Annotated in this window: 12 protein-coding genes, 3 tRNA genes, 2 rRNA genes and 1 riboswitch (1 of these 18 cut by a window edge); of the genes, 14 read left to right on the forward strand and 3 right to left on the reverse strand. The window is 39.8% G+C overall.

The features are described 5' to 3' along the window. The 5 genes from EL171_RS02215 to EL171_RS02235 form a co-directional block, all read left to right on the forward strand. Positions 1-274, forward strand: a 23S ribosomal RNA gene (locus EL171_RS02215); it begins 2,661 nt to the left of the window's first position. Between the two features lie 75 nt (positions 275-349). Beyond that, positions 350-466: ribosomal RNA gene (rrf, locus tag EL171_RS02220) — 5S ribosomal RNA — on the forward strand. Between the two features lie 1,187 nt (positions 467-1,653). Further along, positions 1,654-1,729 (forward strand) — tRNA-Trp (locus EL171_RS02225). Positions 1,730-1,841: 112 nt separating this feature from the next. Beyond that, positions 1,842-1,918: transfer RNA gene (locus EL171_RS02230), tRNA-Arg, on the forward strand. Positions 1,919-2,184: 266 nt separating this feature from the next. After that, positions 2,185-3,306, forward strand: coding sequence for an IS1249 family transposase (locus EL171_RS02235; protein ID WP_005385687.1), 1,122 nt, complete (start codon positions 2,185-2,187; stop codon positions 3,304-3,306). A gap of 106 nt (positions 3,307-3,412) precedes the next feature. Here the strand turns inward: EL171_RS02235 and EL171_RS02240 are convergent, their stop codons facing one another. Together EL171_RS02240 and EL171_RS02245 are read right to left on the reverse strand one after the other, a co-directional pair. After that, positions 3,413-3,856 (reverse strand): hypothetical protein, encoded by a 444-nt coding sequence (locus EL171_RS02240; protein WP_005385689.1) that lies wholly within the window; start codon positions 3,854-3,856, stop codon positions 3,413-3,415. 12 nt (positions 3,857-3,868) lie between these two features. Continuing rightward, positions 3,869-4,144, reverse strand: coding sequence for a helix-turn-helix domain-containing protein (locus tag EL171_RS02245; RefSeq protein ID WP_005385690.1), 276 nt, complete (start codon positions 4,142-4,144; stop codon positions 3,869-3,871). Positions 4,145-4,285: 141 nt separating this feature from the next. Next, a riboswitch (cobalamin riboswitch) is annotated at positions 4,286-4,457 on the forward strand. Positions 4,458-4,842: 385 nt separating this feature from the next. On the opposite strand from EL171_RS02245, the gene EL171_RS02250 reads away from it, so the two are divergent. From EL171_RS02250 to tnpA, 7 genes are all read left to right on the forward strand, one after another. After that, positions 4,843-4,927: transfer RNA gene (locus EL171_RS02250), tRNA-Leu, on the forward strand. Positions 4,928-5,139: 212 nt separating this feature from the next. After that, on the forward strand, positions 5,140-8,436 hold the full coding sequence (gene mfd, locus EL171_RS02255; RefSeq protein WP_005385691.1) for a transcription-repair coupling factor: 3,297 nt from the start codon (positions 5,140-5,142) through the stop codon (positions 8,434-8,436). Beyond that, positions 8,433-10,040 carry a putative polysaccharide biosynthesis protein gene (locus tag EL171_RS02260; RefSeq protein ID WP_005385692.1) on the forward strand — a complete coding sequence of 536 codons (1,608 nt, stop codon included), beginning with the start codon at positions 8,433-8,435 and terminating at the stop codon, positions 10,038-10,040. Before mfd ends, EL171_RS02260 begins: the two co-directional genes overlap by 4 nt. Next, positions 10,024-10,806, forward strand: a complete 783-nt coding sequence (gene mazG / locus EL171_RS02265; RefSeq protein WP_005385693.1) for a nucleoside triphosphate pyrophosphohydrolase — start codon at positions 10,024-10,026, stop codon at positions 10,804-10,806. The genes EL171_RS02260 and mazG overlap by 17 nt, the downstream gene beginning before the upstream one ends. A gap of 51 nt (positions 10,807-10,857) precedes the next feature. Next, positions 10,858-11,157 (forward strand): non-specific DNA-binding protein Hbs, encoded by a 300-nt coding sequence (locus EL171_RS02270; protein ID WP_005385694.1) that lies wholly within the window; start codon positions 10,858-10,860, stop codon positions 11,155-11,157. Positions 11,158-11,239: 82 nt separating this feature from the next. Beyond that, entirely contained in the window at positions 11,240-12,394 is a 1,155-nt protein-coding gene (locus EL171_RS02275) for an MGDG synthase family glycosyltransferase (protein WP_005385695.1), read from the forward strand. A 294-nt stretch (positions 12,395-12,688) separates the two neighbouring features. Then, positions 12,689-13,150 (forward strand): IS200/IS605 family transposase, encoded by a 462-nt coding sequence (gene tnpA / locus EL171_RS02280; protein WP_005380067.1) that lies wholly within the window; start codon positions 12,689-12,691, stop codon positions 13,148-13,150. Between the two features lie 143 nt (positions 13,151-13,293). Here tnpA and EL171_RS02285 read toward each other — a convergent pair whose 3' ends face one another. Then, complete coding sequence (locus tag EL171_RS02285; RefSeq protein ID WP_005385702.1) at positions 13,294-13,614, reverse strand: hypothetical protein; 321 nt, start codon at positions 13,612-13,614, stop codon at positions 13,294-13,296. A 112-nt stretch (positions 13,615-13,726) separates the two neighbouring features. Between EL171_RS02285 and EL171_RS02290 the strand changes: the two genes are divergently transcribed. Together EL171_RS02290 and EL171_RS02295 are read left to right on the forward strand one after the other, a co-directional pair. Next, positions 13,727-15,733 (forward strand): ABC-F family ATP-binding cassette domain-containing protein, encoded by a 2,007-nt coding sequence (locus EL171_RS02290; RefSeq protein ID WP_005385704.1) that lies wholly within the window; start codon positions 13,727-13,729, stop codon positions 15,731-15,733. Between the two features lie 132 nt (positions 15,734-15,865). Further along, the gene (locus EL171_RS02295) at positions 15,866-17,335 is read left to right on the forward strand and encodes a [FeFe] hydrogenase, group A (RefSeq protein ID WP_005385706.1); all 1,470 of its coding nucleotides are present in this window, start codon (positions 15,866-15,868) and stop codon (positions 17,333-17,335) included. Positions 17,336-17,386: the final 51 nt, after the last annotated feature.

A 17,386-nucleotide genomic window follows, 5' to 3' on the forward strand; every position in this document is an offset into this window, starting at 1 on the left:
CGCAAGAAACTTGAAGGGGGCTGCTCCTAGTACGAGAGGACCGGAGTGGACGAACCGCTGGTGTACCAATTATCCTGCCAAGGGTACAGTTGGGTAGCTACGTTCGGGACGGATAAACGCTGAAAGCATCTAAGCGTGAAACCAGCCTTGAGATGAGGTTTCTCATAGCATAAGCTAGTAAGATCCCATGTAGACGACATGGTTGATAGGCCAGGTGTGGAAGAGCCGTGAGGTTTGGAGCTGACTGGTACTAATAGATCGAGGGCTTTACTTAAACAAAACATTAAGCAGAATGTGCAACAAATATATATAACTTCTATGTGGTTTTCAGAGTACAAACTCTGACAGATTCAGTGGCGATGGCTATGAGGATCCACCTGTTCCCATCTCGAACACAGTAGTTAAGCTCATAAACGCCGAAAGTACTTGGCTGGAGACGGCCTGGGAGGATAGGAAGCCGCTGATTAAGCTAAAGGCACACCTGAGGGTGTGTCTTTTTTTTATGTATGGCTTCCTATCCTCCCAGGGTACCTGGTAAGCAGGGCAGTAGAAGATGGAGAAGCGAAGCGACGACAGATTCACTGCATCGCTTAGTTCGGAGCGTAAGATGGACATGTAGCGCAGCTACATAGGTCCATCCACAGCGACGAACACCCAGTATCCTGGAGGGAAGAACCGTACATAAGAACTCGCTGATTAAGCATACTGCGGCTAGTGGTAGTATCCAACTCTATCCATACGGTAACGAGGCACAACGTGCCAATGTTACCGAACCGTAAACCAGTTGAGTAGCTCCAAATACATGTAAATACATATTACATATAAACCTCATCCCAATTTATGTAACATATACATTATTCATTCATATCTATCTTTAAATATTTATCCCTAAATAACCACTATATTATTCAATGGAGATTTACCTCTTAATGATCAAATATCTACCATATAGCCCTAATTTTACTCTTTTTACTGCGATATCTATACATAATAGTTTATGTTTAACTGCTTTAATAGATCATTATACAAGTTATTCTTTAATCAACTTTACTAATTAATCATCTTTATGTAATTAATATTACTTTAATTTTAAATTTTAATAATCACTATCTACTACATATTCTATTCATGCATAGGTTTACCTGAAATTCACATATAAAGCTATAAATATAGATAAATACTGGGTTTATACTTACATTAGTATTGCCTAAATATGCACCAAAATTTACTCATTTCATTTATATCTCATATAACTTTCACTATGTTTTCACATATAATCTTTATACTAGCAATAGTTGATTGAGATCAACTAAGGAAATGGAGGTCTACTGCAAATAACTTTTACCTGTCCCTTTTACAAATAATACAAACAACACAACACAAAACAATACAACACATAAAACAACACTTAAATACACAACAATACTCTCCCTGTGTATAAACAAAACAATACATATACAAAACTCTCTAATTATATATACCATCTCCCGTATATATAAAGGTAAAAGTTAGGTAGACATAAGAGCCCTTGTGAAAGGGCTCTTTTTCCTTTTAAATTCACTATTATTTCATTATTTTAAAGGGCTTTGTTTCTTGACATGGGACCTAATTTTTGTTAAACTAATCAAGTATCAAGCACAGCTTGATGAACATAGGGGTATAGCTCAATTGGTAGAGTAGCGGTCTCCAAAACCGTTGGTTGTGGGTTCAAGTCCTACTGCCCCTGCCAAATTTGGATTGCGGTCTTCGGACCGCATGTCCATAAAATTACTCAAAAAATATTAAAAAAATGCTTGCATAGATGTAAGCGTTATGTTAATATAAGTGAGTACCAAGTACATGACTCAGTAGCTCAGCTGGATAGAGCGTTTGACTACGAATCAAAAGGCCAGGGGTTCGAATCCCTTCTGGGTCACCAAATGAAAGCATCACAGCAATGTGGTGCTTTTTTATTTTTGCAAAAACCATTTATCTATTAAAAAGACGGGTTATAGGACAAAACGTGTTGGTTTTATAGGCGATGGAGCCAGTAATTTACTGGCTCCATCGCTATTTTAAGTTCTTTTGATAAACTTAGAGGGTGGACAAAATGTGTTGGTAAAAAGTCCCGAAACCCTTGATTTTACTGGCTTCAATAAGGTTATATCTTCTTAGAAAATCGTGTTCTAAGTGGAGGGAATAATCATGCTGGTAAGATGTATAAATTGTGGATTTTCTTGTCAAAAATATGGGAAAACTAAAGCTGGATCACAACGATGGCATTGTAAGCAGTGTAACATCACCTTTACACAAACTATTGATAATACTACTAAATGTTTTCATCGATTTCTAAATTGGTTATTTAGTAAAGAAACACAACAGGACATGCCTGGGCAGGGCCGTACATTTCGTAGACAGATAGCTGATTTCTGGCAAATATGGCCTATGCCGCCCAAAATTGAAACCTCGAGAGATGTGGTATTCGTTGATGGTATTTACTTAGCTAAAAAAGCTTGTATTTTGATCTGTTATGATGGTGAATATGTATTAGGGTGGTATTTATGTAGGTCAGAACAGTCTCGCTCATGGCAAGCTCTTATGCAGCGAATAGCGACCCCCATTGTGGTCGTTTCTGATGGTGGACCTGGTCTTAGAAAAGCATTAAAAAAAGTTTGGCGTACCGCCAAGCTTCAACGTTGTATTGTTCATGCCGTATGGCAAGTACATCGTTACACTACTAGGCGGCCTAAGACATTAGCAGGCATTATGTTAAAAGATTTAGCAAGCGATTTATATAACGTAAAAACACAGGAAGATGCAAAAATATGGATTCAACGATTATTTAATTGGAGGGTGACTTTTAAAGAGTTTCTAAATGAAATGACACGTGATAGTAATGATAATTTAAGAGCTACGCATGAACGATTACTAAAAGCCTATAACTCTCTAGTGGTATTAATTAATACAGAGACAATGTTTCGATATTTAGATGAAACATTGGTGTTGGATAAAGAATGTCCGAAGACTAATAACCCTATTGAAGGCGGAGTAAACGCACAACTCAGACGTTTATTGCGTTACCATCGAGGAATGTCTGTAGAAAAACGTATAAAAGCGGTCTTTTGGTGGTGTTATTTACACTCACCAAGACCGCTTTCTGCAAAAGAAATACTTAAGGTAATGCCAACTGATGCAAGTATTTCTAAAATATATAGTTCTATGAATGAAAGAGCCCAACTTCAAGGCATAATTCCAACTTGGGGGGATGCCATTTCTTGGGGTGATTTGCATAACTATGACAAATTATCTTTCAATGATTGGGATTAAAGTACCAACACGTTTTGTCCTATAACCCAAAAAGACTCTACACATAATTGTGTAGAGTCTTTTAGTTTCAGCACTTTAAATCTAATTAGATTTAAAGTGTTTTACCTTATTTTAGCTGCCCTGCAGCTACAGCAAGATCTCTCCAGTAGATAGCTTGCATATAACCATACGTATCTGGTTTTAAGGTAATTAATTTAGCTTTAGGTCGTTTTTCCTCACGTAATACTCTGCCTGTACGGGCATCGATGATATTACGTTGTTCTTGAACCCATTGAATCGTATCCGCATCTTGATCAAAGTAATAATGGTTTATATACTCTGTCATATAATATTGAGCACCTTGATGACTATATGTGCGGGCTACAATTTCAAATTTATTACCTTCTCCTGCGATGACCTTAACGCGTTGTTCTGCGTAATAATTTTGGCCATTCATACGATATAAGTAGGCATAACCTCTGGCATTCTCTAAATCAGCAATATTAACTGCTTGAGAAGGGAGGATACCTAAGATTGTAAAAGCCGCTGCAATTAATAAACTACGCTTCATGTATTCTCCTTATTACTTCGCATGTGGCTGATCAGATTCAGCAACCACATGTACAACTAATTCTTGATTAGAAGGAATCTGAGCCATGACTACAGGCATTGGTACATTCATAGCTGCTGCAATACCCTTGATCTGGCGCATTGCAACAGGTACTACAGTACCATCTTCTTGGATGTTTTTTTCTAATGCTTCAATCTCAGTAACTGTTAAGCTTGCTTTGTTCGCAAAGTCTTCGATAGATACACCATTAGCTTCGCGATATTCTTTAATGAAATCTCCGATATACATAGATTCCTCCTATTTTTAGATACCTTTATATTGTAATTAAAAATATCATATATGGCAATAGATGAATAAAAGATGAATAAATTAAATTACAAAAATAAATTGACTTAATACGATAGTGGTGTTAATATTAACTCATAGAAAACATCATATTTGGGAATAGGTGCTGAAAAGCATAATAGAGAAGCTGGTTAAATGCCAGCACGGTCCCGCCACTGTATGGTCGAGCGAGTCTAAATTAAGTCACTGGGAAACTGGGAAGGCTAGATGAGCGATGACGCCGAGTCAGGAGAACTGCCTATTCAACATTCACCATTTGACCTACGAGAGATAGGGAGGAGAAGTTAGTAGCTCCTTTTTACGTACCCGTAAAAAGGATTTTTTAGTTCTATACGATTTTTATCAGAGATGATTTAAATTGTATTCGAAAGACCTTAATGTCGATGGCATGGTCATGGTGAATAATACCTTCTTGGTATTACCAGCATGACATGTGTTATGACTGTTAATATATTTTATGGTAAATGTAGGGCATGCATTTATTCATCATCATCCTAAAAAAGAGGCTGACCCAGGATTCTAGTAGTTCGGATTCTGGGTCAGTCTCTTTTTATTTTTAGGGGATACATGAAATTTAAGTTAATTCTAAAAAAATGATTGACGATGAATTCTATACATGATATTATTATTTCAGTTGAGACGCGGGAGTGGCGGAATTGGCAGACGCACCAGACTTAGGATCTGGCGCCTTACGGCGTGGGGGTTCAAGTCCCTTCTCCCGCACCAACTTTATTGCACCTTTAGAGGTGCTATTTTTTTTGCCTAAAATTAGCTTTATTAATGGGCATACATAAGACTAAGCGCTTTTAATTAGGTACAAACAAGCGTGATTAGTAAGGCATAACATAGATAGAAAATTAACTATGCCGTTATGTGTTATAATAAATGAGTTAGAACTATTTAATTAATATAATCATAGTAATACTATATGGTGCAGTATGGATAATACATTAACACAACTGCTTTCACAGAACCCATCCTTTGTGGATGGGCTAAACGCATTTCAGCGGAAAGGGAAGTCAGTCATATATGGTCTTAGTGGATCTCAAAAGAGTTTCCTCTTAAACCAAGCTTTTTCTACGGGTCTTACAAAGCCTGTGGTTATCGTAGTCCATGATAAGGACCATAAAGAGATGTGGGAACGAGATTTAGCCTTTTTCTGGACTAATATTCCTGTTCTATCATTTCCTATAACAGATCATGTGGACTTTACAACGATTGCTCGTAGCCTTGAGGACCAAGGGGCTCAAATGCGTGCTTTAGCATTGCTTGCATGGCAGGAACCTGCCGTAGTCATTGCGAATGCTGAAGAGGTTACACAATATGTGGTATCTCCACAATATTTAAAAGGACAGTCGTTACATTTCTCTTTGAATGATACGATTGAACGCGATACAGCTCTTGAACAGCTCGTTACAATTGGATATGAACGTGTAGACCAGGTGGAACAACGTGGTCATTTTGCCGTGCGCGGGGATATTTTAGACATATATCCTGTTAATAGTGAACACCCGATACGTATTGAGTTCTTTGGGGATGAAATTGATACGTTGCGGTTCTTCTCTGTGGAGAACCAACGTTCCATTGAACAAATTGATTCTTATACAGTGACACCTTTCTTTCTTGGTAAAAGTGATGCAGATTGCACCTTATTATCATATGTGAAAGAAGGCACCCTCATTTACGATGAGCCTGGTCGTATTCAGGAAGCATTAAAGAAATTCCTCAAGGAGGATCCAACACATCGTAAAAATCATTGTGACTGGAGTGAATTGCAACGTACTGTAGAAGCGACGAATCAAGTAGCTTTCACATTTATGCAACAACGTTCTATCGGCTTAGCTGGATTTACCCCGATTGGTATTCAAGGCAAGACGATGACGAGCTTTGAGCGTCAAATTCCTTTATTAACCGATGAGATTAAACAATGGCATCGCTTAAAACATCAAGTTGTATTGGTATTAAATAATCAGCAACGAAGAGAAGGAATTGAACGTGCTCTTGAAGGGGAAGGTATTGCCTTTGTTCATAGTGCGGAATGGATTGCAAAGCCTAATACGGTAGTTATCTTACAAGGTTTATTGACCGATGGCTTTGAATTACCAAATAGCCATTTAGTAGTTGTCGTAGAAGGTAATATTTACGGACAACAAAAACGCAAACTTCGGAACAAGCCTAAAAAGGGCCAAGAAATCAATTACTTTACGGATTTAACGCCTGGTGACTATGTAGTTCATAGTATGCACGGTATTGGTAAGTATATTGGTCTTAAAACGATAGAAACAGAAGGGATTCATCGGGATTATATTGAAATTGACTATGCGGGATCAGATAAATTATTCTTACCTGCCAACAACTTAGATCAATTACAAAAGTATATTGGTAATGAAGGTGATGTGCCGCGCATCAATAAAATGGGTGGCCGTGACTGGGCTAAGGTTGTTACAAAGGCAAAGAAATCTATTGATGATTTAGCAGATAAGTTAGTTGACCTCTATGCACAGCGTGAAATAACGCAAGGCTTTGCATTCTTGCCTGACCAACCATGGCAGCAGGAATTTGAAGATGCATTTCCTTATGAAGAAACGGAAGATCAATTACAAGCAACAGCAGAAATAAAGGCATCCATGGAAAAACCAGTTCCTATGGACCGTTTGCTAGCAGGTGACGTAGGCTTTGGTAAAACAGAGGTGGCCATGCGTGCCATCTTTAAGGCTGTTATGAGCGGCAAACAAGTAGCGGTACTTGTTCCAACTACTGTTTTGGCACAGCAACATTTCCAAACCTTCTTGAACCGTTTTGCTCCATTTGGTGTCAAGGTAGATGTACTCAATCGTTTCCGCAGTACAGCAGAGAAAAAACAAGTTCTAAAAGGCGTTGAGGATGGCTCTATTGATGTTCTTATCGGCACACATTCGTTGCTTAATAAAAAGGTTGTCTTCAAAGATTTAGGTATGCTCGTAGTAGATGAAGAACAACGTTTCGGGGTAGCTCAAAAGGAAAAATGGAAAGAGTGGGCCAATAATATTGATGTACTCACCTTGAGTGCCACACCAATTCCTCGGACATTACATATGTCCCTCGTTGGTGTTCGTGAGATGTCCGTTATCAATACGCCACCAGAAGAGCGCCTACCTGTTCAAACCTATGTGGTGGAATATGATATGAACCTCGTGGCCGATGCAATCAAGCGCGAATTAGCGCGTGGTGGTCAGGTTTACTTTGTATATAACCGTGTAGCATCTATTAATCATATGGGTGAGTTATTAGAAGAGGCCTTGCCTGGTTTACGTTACGCTATTGCTCATGGTCAAATGACAGGTCGTCAAATTGAGGAAATCATGACTGATTTCTATGAAGGCCATTACGATGTATTATTGTCTACTAGTATCATCGAAACAGGTCTAGATATACCAAATGCGAATACCATCATCATTTATGATGCGGACCGCTTAGGTTTATCTCAGCTATATCAAATGCGTGGCCGTGTAGGGCGTTCTCGTAGACGGGCTTATGCATACTTTATGTATCGTCCTGATAAAATGCTCTCTGAAGCGGCAGAAAAGCGCTTAAAAGCTATTGAAGAGTTCACAGAGCTCGGTGCTGGCTTTAAATTGGCGATGCGCGACTTAGAAATTCGCGGCGCTGGCAATTTATTAGGCTCGCAGCAACATGGTAATATCGCATCCGTCGGCTTTGGTATGTACGTAAGTATGTTAGAAGAAGCCATTGCGAAGGCTCAAAATAAAGAAGTTGAACGGGAAGTATCCATCGATCCAGCTATCGACTTAGAGGTAGATGCCTTTATCGACGATGCGTATATCAAGGATAGCGCTCGTAAGATCTCCGTATATCAACGGTTGTTACATATTAAATCCAAAGAACAGCTTGATGATATGACCGATGAACTCATCGATCGATTCGGTACTCCAACAGATCCAGTAGACCGATTATTGCGCATTGCCCAAATTAAAGAGCAAGCACGTTTACTTGGCATTAAAAGTATCGTCCGTAGAGATCAACAGCTTACTATCCATTGGCATGATGATTCTAAGATGGCCGACTGGGATATGGGGGCTGTGCGAGAAGATTTATGGAAAAAGATGAAATTTGCAGACTCCAAGCCAGCCATATTGTATGTGAGCCTTAAAGGCATGAAAGGTTCTATTTTGACCATTACGGAAGCGGTGATGAAGGCTTTGAGCCAGAAATCATCGTCTAAGGAGGGCCTATGAATCGATTTTTAAAGGGCGCTATGATTTTAACCTTAGCTGGGATTATCGTTAAGGTTATTGGTGCTTTCAGTAAAGTCCTTATTGCCCGTGTACTCGGTGGGGAAGGGATTGGCCTATATATGATGGCCTATCCGATTTATCAAATTATCGTTAGTATTTCCGCGGCAGGTATTCCTGTGGCCATATCTATTATGATTGCGGAAAAGCTAGCTAATGATGATATGCGTGGCGTACAACAAGTATTTTCCGTATCTTTAAAGGTATTAACACTGTTAGGACTTGTATTTAGTGTTGCTTTATACGGCAGTGCACAGTGGCTCATAGATTCTCATATTATTACAGATCCTCGTGCATTGCTCGCCATTCAGCTATTATCTCCAGCAATCTTTATCGTTACGATTTTAAGTTGTTTTAGAGGTTACTTCCAAGGCTTCCAATACATGGTTCCTACTGGGACTAGCCAAGTCTTTGAACAAATCTTCCGCGTATCCTCTATGGTGGGCTTAGCCTATTACTTCATTGATAGAGGGTTACACTTAGCGGCTGGTGGTGCAACCTTTGCTACATTCCCTGGCGTATTAGCGGGATTACTCGTATTAATTTACTTTTACTATCGTCAACGTCGTGTACGAGCGCAAATGTTGGCACAGCAGAATCCCAATGCTATTGGTGAAAGCAATGGCTCTGTAGTCAAACGACTATTTAGCTTGGCTATACCAGTTTCAATGGCTAATATTATGTTGCCCATGGTATCTCTTATCGATACATTTATCGTACCAAAGCGATTGATGGATATTGGGTATTACCTCAATGAAGCGACAACACAATTTGGCTATCTCACAGGGATGGCTACATCGTTGATTGGTTTGCCTATCATTTTGACTACATCCTTAGCGGCTAGCCTTGTACCAGCTGTATCTGAGGCACATGCCCAAGGTGATGTGCACCGCATTGTACAGCGCGCCGGCACAGCCATTAAGATTGCCAATATGTTCACTATACCGGCCTGCATTGGGCTCTGTGTATTAGCGACACCTATATCTAAATTGATATACGCAACGCCTCATGCTGGTCCTGTTATTGCTGTTATTAGCTTGAGTATTATATTCTTAGGGTGGCAACAGATTACAGCAGGCATTTTGCAGGGCTTAGGTAGAACGGTTATTCCTATGGTAGCCATTTTTATCGGTCTATTGGCTAAGACATTCTTGGACTATCAATTGACAGGTACTATTGAACTTGGTATTAATGGTGCCGCATGGGCAACGAATTTAAACTTTGCTATTGCTGCACTTATAAACTATATATTTGTTAAAAAATATGTAGGCTCCGTACTCAATAAATTAGAGCTATTAAAAATTGTAGTGTCTGCCATGGCTATGGGCGGTGCTACACAGGTGGTGTATGTGACGACTGTAGAACTGTTCGGTAACGGTGGTGCCGTAGCAGCAGCTATTATTGTAGCGGTATTTGTGTATGGTTTATCCTTATGGTTAACAAAGGCCGTTGTAAAAGCCGATATGTATCATTTCCCAGTTATAGGTAAGCGCTTGCAAGCTCGTCGAGATAAGGAGGAGGCTAAGCTATATGAAGAACAATACTGATAAGCCAGTATCGGTACAACCATTAGTAGATGTAGTAAAAGCTTTGCGTGCTCCGAATGGTTGTCCTTGGGATCAAAAACAGACTCATGAGTCGTTGCGTCGATATTTCATCGAAGAAACCTATGAGGTAGTAGATGCTATCGACAATAAAGATATGCCAAATCTTCGTGAAGAATTAGGTGATGTATTATTGCAAGTTGTCTTTCACAGTCAATTAGCTGAGGAAGCAGGTCAATTTACATTAGAAGATGTAATTCACGACGTTACAGAAAAGATGATTCGTCGTCATCCCCATGTTTTTGACCCTGAAAATAATGAAAAATCATACAGTTGGGATGAATTAAAGGCGCAAGAAAAGAAAAATATACAAAAATCTGTATTGGATGGTGTATCCAAAGGTTTACCTGCATTAGTAGCGGCTTACAAACTACAAGAAAAGGCTGCAAAGCTAGGTTTTGACTGGGATGAGCTCGATCCAGTTTGGGCGAAAGTTTCCGAAGAAATGGATGAATTTAAGGAAGCTATTGCCCAAGAAGATAGAGAAAATATGGAAAAAGAAGCGGGAGATGTGCTTTTTTCCTTGATTAATCTATTAAGATGGTATAAAATAAGCGGTGAAAATGCACTAAATCGCACAAACACAAAGTTCCGACAGCGTTTTTTACATGTAGAAGCTTGTGTTAACCAAAGCGATCGCTCATGGGAAGACTTTTCATTAGCTGAGCTGGATGCTTTTTGGGAGGAGGCTAAAGTGCAGGAAAAGTAGCCTAGAGGTTTGCATGCTTCTTAGGTATAGTATTTTTAAGGAGGTTCTGTCATGAACAAAACAGAATTAATCGCAAGTGTTGCACAAAAAACTGAATTAACTAAAAAAGACGCTGAAAAAGCGGTAAAAGCTGTATTTGACACAGTTGCTGAAGAATTAGCTGCTGGCGGTAAAGTACAAGTTATCGGCTTCGGTACATTCGAAGTTCGTGAACGCGCAGCTCGTGAAGGCCGTAACCCACAAAACGGTAAAACTATCACTATCGCAGCTTCCAAATCCCCTGCATTCAAAGCTGGTAAAGGTTTGAAAGAACAAGTTAACGCTGCAAAAGCTAAAAAACGCAAAAAATAATCTCTAACGGATTGGAAAGAGACCTTTCGAGGTCTCTTTTTTTCGTCTATTTATGGTATAATGCACAGAGAAAGGGTGTACTATGAATAACGAAAGATCACGGAAGGTTCTCATCGTGTCCGCTTCTATTGGGACAGGACATATGCAGGCCGCCAGAGCCATAGAAGAATATTGGAAAGAGAAAGAACCACAAGCATCGATAACGCATGTGGACTTTCTTGATACAGAAACCATGTCTGTAGAGCATTTGATCAAGGGTACGTATATCAAGATGATCGACGTATTTCCGATGCTATATGATATGATTTACCGCGTATCAAAAGGGGAAAAACGAGGTACGATTATGCAAACTGCATTATCATACCTATTGAAAAGCCGCATGCTCAAATTGGTACAACAAGAGGAGCCAGATGTAATGGTATTTACGCATCCATTCCCATGTGGTGCAGCATCTATCTTAAAACGCCAAGGCCATATCGATGTACCATTAGTGGCTATCATGACAGATTTTAGTAGTCATCAATTTTGGCTATATCCACAAATTGATACATACTATGTAGCTACTGAATCGATGGTAGATGAAATGGTAGCAGCTGGTATTGATAAATCACGCATCCATGTATCAGGTATTCCTGTGCGTCGCTCCTTCTTCCGTGATGCTATTGAAGAATATATCTTAGAGAAACCGGTAAAAGTGCTCGTTATGGGTGGGGGCCTAGGGTTAGGTTCTCTAGAAACGGCATTAAAACATTTAGATGAAGTAAACGGTATTGATGAAATTACTGTCGTAGCCGGTCAGAATACATCTCTTTATGAATCCTTAGTTACCCTTAGTGAATCTATGCGAACTAAGACCATTGTATACGGGTATACTACAAATATTTCGGAACTTATGAAGTCGTCTTCCTTGCTAGTTACAAAGCCTGGTGCGTTAACATGTATGGAAGCGGTTACTATTGGGTTGCCTATGGTATTCTTTAACGCCATCCCGGGGCAAGAAGAGGCCAATGCAGAGCTGTTAGAACAACGAGGTTGTGCTCGTTGGGCTCGTGATATTCATAACTTGGAAGACGTTGTGACCGCGCTTCTTATTAACTCTCCAAGACTTCAACAAATGTCTGAGCGCGCTCGTGAATGGCATGTGGATGGTGCGGCTAATATCGTAAATAGTCTTATAGCCATATTAGATGCTGAGACGCCGGTAGAATTAGTGAAAGCAGAGCAATCTATCAGTTAATAGTTTAGTATTTACAGAATTATAGTGATTGTAAAAGCTATATAGCTCGATATGTTTCATTAACGATGTTGGTTCAATAAACGTTATATGCTCTATCATAAAATTATAAAAGCGATGACCTGTCTAAGGTCATCGCTTTTGTTATTGTCTTTAGACTGGTTCGCGACGTAGTCGCGAATCATAAAACCACCCGCTATGCGGGTGCGGCAACGAAAGTTATACAAAAAAATCACCTTGCTTAAGTATAATGTAGGTGTTCAAGCCGCATTATATACAAAAGAAAGGTGATTTTATATGGCAACAAAGACACAGAGCCTTGCGCACACAAAATGGTTATGCAAATACCACATAGTATTTACACCTAAGTATAGACGTAAAGTTATATATAATCAATATAGAAATAGTTTACGTGAAATACTGAGACGTTTATGTGAATATAAGGGCGTCAAGATTATAGAGGGGGAGCTTATGGCAGATCATGTGCATATGCTAGTGTTAATTCCACCTAAAATATCAGTTTCATCTTTTATGGGATATCTAAAGGGTAAAAGTGCGCTAATGATGTTCGATAAACACGCAAACTTAAAGTATAAATTTGGAAATAGACACTTTTGGTCCGAGGGATATTATGTAAGTACGGTAGGATTAAATGAAGCTACCGTAAAAAAATATATACGTGAGCAAGAATTACATGACCAAATGAAAGATAAACTTAGTGTAAAAGAATATGAGGACCCTTTTAAGGGTAGCAAGTAATACATATCCCCTTTAAGGGGACCGTTACGAGTCAATGGCTATGCGGCTTGAACGTAGTGAAAGCCAGCGCCTTTAGACGCTGGCCTAGTACTACGGGCTTATAGCCCGTGAGCAAACCACCCGTTTTACGGGTGGTCCTGATTTTATTGGTATTGTTCAATATGTTCTTGTCGAATGTTTTGAAGTGTTTCCAAGAATGTATCTGTGCTTTCAGCACTATCTAACAAGTCTTTTAGTTGGTAAGAATCATCGAGGGTCACACTCCATTGGAAGGAGTCATTGTCGTCGTATACATTGAATACGATTGGCGTTTCTAAATCCTCTGGCAAATGACCGTCATCATCGGACACAGTTGCATAGGTGCCATCTTCCAAGAGCTCTGTAAATAATGTATCATACCCATCGATATCGATAAGTTCAAAATTGATAGTTTCATAAAAGTCTAAAACGATATCTGCTGCCATGTGGACCTCCTCATGAATATATACGTTACGTTTATTCTACTGAGGGGGCCTGTTACTGTCAATGGTAATGTGTAGTATAATAAATATCAGAATGACACAATAGGAGCATACGATGAACGTTATTAGTTTACAAAACATAGAAAAATCATATGGCACACGACTGCTGTTTAAGGAGGTAAATATTACTTTTACCACCGAAAAACGGCTAGGTCTTGTGGGCATTAATGGGACAGGTAAATCTACCTTCTTAAAAATCTTGGCAGGACAAATGGAGCCTGATAAGGGGACCATTGAGCGAAATGGTAAGGCCAGTATACATTATTTAGCACAAACACCTGAGTTTGATCCAGATTCTACATTGTTAGAAGCTGTTCTTGATGGTGATCATCCTCGTTTACGGATGGTACAATCCTTTGAGCGCATTAGTCGTGAATATCGCGAAATGCAAGAGGCTGGTGGTGAGGATGCTAAAGTATCACGGAACTATATGAATGCCTTGGAGCAGATGGACCAACAAGATGGATGGCAAGTGGAGCAAGAGGCGCGTATTATTTTATCTAAGTTAGGTTTTCCTGATGTGAATCAAAAGGTGGCTATGTTATCTGGTGGTCAAAAGCGTCGCCTTGCGTTAGGACAGGCATTATTATATCCTTGTGATCTATTATTGCTAGACGAACCGACAAACCATTTAGATGAAGATAGTATCGATTGGTTGGAATCTTATTTAAGTGCCCGCCAAGGCGGATTATTAATCAGTACCCATGATAGATATTTCCTTGACTCTGTATGTAATGGTATTTTGGAATTATCGAATCGTCGCATGTACCAATACGATGGTAATTATGAAGAATTTATTGCTTTAAAGGCTGATCGAGAGGCTCGTGAGGCAGCTACAGAAGAGAAGCGTCGTCAGTTCTTAAAACGAGAAATCGAATGGGTACGCCGTGGTGCGTTGGCGAGAACGACAAAACAAAAGGCTCGTTTAGACCGCTATGAAAAACTTAAGAATATGGAGAAGACCCGACGCCCGGATCAAATGGATCCTATTGCTTTAAAAACGCGTTTAGGGAAAACCATCTTTGATATTGAACATTTGGCATTCTACTTTGGTGAGCGTCCTATGATTAAGGATTTTACCTATCATGTAGTGCGTCATGATCGTATCGGTATCGTTGGTCCTAATGGGGTTGGCAAGTCCACCTTTATGAATATTCTTGATGGAACCTATGAACCTACAAGCGGTACGATTGGTAAAGGCGAGACAGTTCGCATTGCACACTTCAAACAAGAACTGCCAGAGTTTGATGAAGATATGCGTGTTCTCGATTATATTCGGGAAGACTATTCGTATATGGTGTTGGGCGATGGCTCTACATTGAGTGCTGGTCAGATTCTTGAACGATTCCTATTTACACCTGAGCTACATGGTGTGCCAATCCGTAAACTTTCAGGTGGCGAACGACGTCGGTTGTATCTACTAAAATTGCTTATGAGCGCTCCTAATGTTTTGTTGCTAGACGAACCGACCAATGATCTTGATATTCCTACATTAGAGGTACTAGAGGACTTCCTTGACTCCTTTAGTGGTGTCATTATCACCGTATGCCACGATCGTTATTTCCTAGACCGCGTTGTGGACAAACTCTTTGTGTTCAGTGGTGATGGCCATATTGAGATTGTTCATGGCTCCTATTCTGACTACAAGGATTCTTTAGATGAAAGTAGCGGTGGAAAGCGCCCATTTTATATGGCTAATACAGGTACATCTGTTACTTCTAAAGATGAAAAATTGGAAGGGGCTGCACCTAGTAATGCTAGTGATGATTCATCGTTAGGAAACACAGCAGATGGGAATGATAGTAGCCTCACAACTTCTGGGGGAGATACTTTCAAAGAAGCACCAAAGAAGGGGCTAAATAAAGCGGAAGAAGCGGAGTATGCTAGTATCATGGAGGAATTGCCTAAATTAGAGCATTTAGTAAAGGGCCTCGATGTCATGATTAGTCAAGTTGCTACTGATTATGAGAAGATGCAATCCTTGATGGCTGAGCGAGAAGAGACTCAATCCCAAATAGATGCGCTCACAGAACGGTGGATGGAATTGGAAGAACGCCTATAATTCCTTATAGCATGCGATTTTTTAATATCTGTTATGCAAAGGAATTACATGTAAATTTATTGATAAAAGTCACAATTTATAGTATAATTTCATCGATTAACGATAACAACGTTACCTAAGTAGGAGGAACTCATGAGTAAGTACCAATTTTTAGACCGTCGCGTACCGATTGAAGACGGCAATATTGCTTTAGTTCAAGATTTATCCAAATGTAAAAACTGCTCCTTATGTCGTAAAGCGTGTGCTGTAGACATGGGCGTATTTGATTATTATGATTTAACAACAAATGGGGATCATCCAATTTGTATTCATTGCGGTCAATGTGCATCTATTTGTCCATTTGATTCCATCAATGAACGCTCTGAAATTGATGAAGTAAAAGCAGCTATTGCTGACCCTAATAAAATCGTTGTATTCCAAACTGCACCTGCTGTACGTGTTGGCTTAGGTGAAGAATTTGGTCTTGATGCGGGTACATTCGTAGAAGGTAAAATGGTAGCTGCTCTTCGTAAATTAGGTGGCGACTATATTCTCGATACAAACTTTGGTGCGGACATGACTATCATGGAGGAAGCATCTGAGTTGTTGGAACGCGTTATCAATAGTGATTCCGTATTGCCTCAATTCACATCTTGTTGCCCTGCTTGGGTAAAGTTTGCTGAAACATTCTATCCAGAATTCTTGCCAAACTTGTCTACTGCTAAGAGTCCAATCGCTATGCAAGCGCCTACGCAAAAAACATACTTTGCTGAAAAAATGGGCCTTGATGCAAAACAAATCGTTGCTGTTGCAGTAACACCTTGTACAGCTAAGAAATTCGAAATTCGTCGTGACGAAATGAACTCCTCTGCTGAATACTGGGATGTACCAGAAATGCGCGATACAGACTACTGTATTACTACACGTGAACTTGCAAAATGGTTACGTGCAGAAGAAATCAACTTTGATGAATTAGAAGATTCTGCATTTGATCCATTGATGGGTGAAGCATCTGGTGGTGGTATCATCTTCGGTAACACTGGTGGCGTTATGGAAGCGGCTATGCGTGCGGCTTACAAATTAGCAACTGGTGAAGATGCACCTCAAACATTGATCCCATTCGAAGCAATTCGTGGTATGGACGGTGCTCGTGAAGCAGACGTAGTCATTGGCGATAAAACATTACATGTGGCGGCTGTTCATGGTACAGGCAACTTGCGTAAATTCATCGAACGCATGCGTGCAGAAAATATCCATTATGACTTCATTGAAGTAATGGCTTGCCGTGGTGGCTGTATCGGTGGTGGTGGTCAACCACGCGTTAAATTACCAATGGCTGATAAAGCTCGTGAAGCTCGTATTGCGTCCTTGTACACTCGTGATGCGGAAGTAAAAGTAAAAGCAGCTTGTGATAATCCAGATATCCAAAAATTATATGCTGAGTTCTTCGATGGCAAACCTATGAGCCATAAAGCACATCACATGTTACATACAACATTTGTGAACCGCTCTGAAGATTTGGGCCCTAATGGTGCTTGTACACCTGCTACATGCCCAACATCTGTGCCTAACTTGAAAAAGGCCGCAGAAGCAGCTAAAGCAGCAGCGGAAGCTAATAACTAATAGCTAAAAATAGTTAACCGTAACAATTAACAGTAAATGTAACAGTTAACT

It is taken from the genome of Veillonella dispar (assembly GCF_900637515.1).
Lineage (GTDB): Bacteria > Bacillota > Negativicutes > Veillonellales > Veillonellaceae > Veillonella > Veillonella dispar.